This window comes from Bradyrhizobium sp. LeoA1Lang (genome assembly GCF_055413685.1).
Genome location: NZ_JBVAPG010000480.1, coordinates 1 through 621 on the forward strand (window position 1 = coordinate 1; position 621 = coordinate 621).

A 621-nucleotide genomic window follows, 5' to 3' on the forward strand; every position below is an offset into this window, starting at 1 on the left:
AAACGGCGTCTTCGAGAGCTTCATCGCACGCTCGATCCCGTGGCCCTGCTGGCCGAGATGAGAGACGCCCAGGCGGAGCTCGGCACGCGTGTCGACGCCCGATTGGGCAGGCTCGCGGCAGCAAGCCCACCGGCGCCGACAAAGATCGCAGCAGCGTTCGCGAAGGAGCTCGGCAATGACCTGCATCTAGGGGAGCAGCGCATCATCCATCGGCGCATGCGCAAGCCATACAAAAAGCGCATGAGAATGCCATCAATGCTCGATCCGCACCTCGCCAACATCGAGCGCTGGCTGACGGCCGAGCCCCGTCTGACCGCGCTGGCAATTCTCGGTCGCCTCGCTGAACAATGCCCCGAACAGTTCGGTCCTCCACAGCACACCATCGTGCAGCGCTTGTTGCGATCGCTCAGACGCAAAGCAGTCGAGACGATCATCCCGCGCACGGCTGAAGGTGCGGCACAGGCCGCTAACCCCGGGACTGGGGCCGCCGCTACGTGTGATGGGCACTCCGCGACGTCCCCAGTCCCTCCGATCCTGCGAGCAATGACGCAACCTCAGACCGGCCGACAGTCGGCGCTACGTCCGTCAAGCGAAAGTAACATCCTCAGATGAGGCAATACG

At 63.8% G+C, this 621-nt stretch carries 2 protein-coding genes; both read right to left on the minus strand.

All coding sequences use genetic code 11. From position 1 onward, the window contains the following. Positions 1 to 186 (minus strand): hypothetical protein (locus ACZYOF_RS44225; protein WP_463719656.1); only part of this gene is annotated, 186 nt, incomplete at its 3' end. 66 nt (positions 187 to 252) lie between these two features. Then, positions 253 to 507, minus strand: a complete 255-nt coding sequence (locus tag ACZYOF_RS44230) for a hypothetical protein (RefSeq protein WP_130232047.1) — start codon at positions 505 to 507, stop codon at positions 253 to 255. Positions 508 to 621 lie beyond the last annotated feature (114 nt).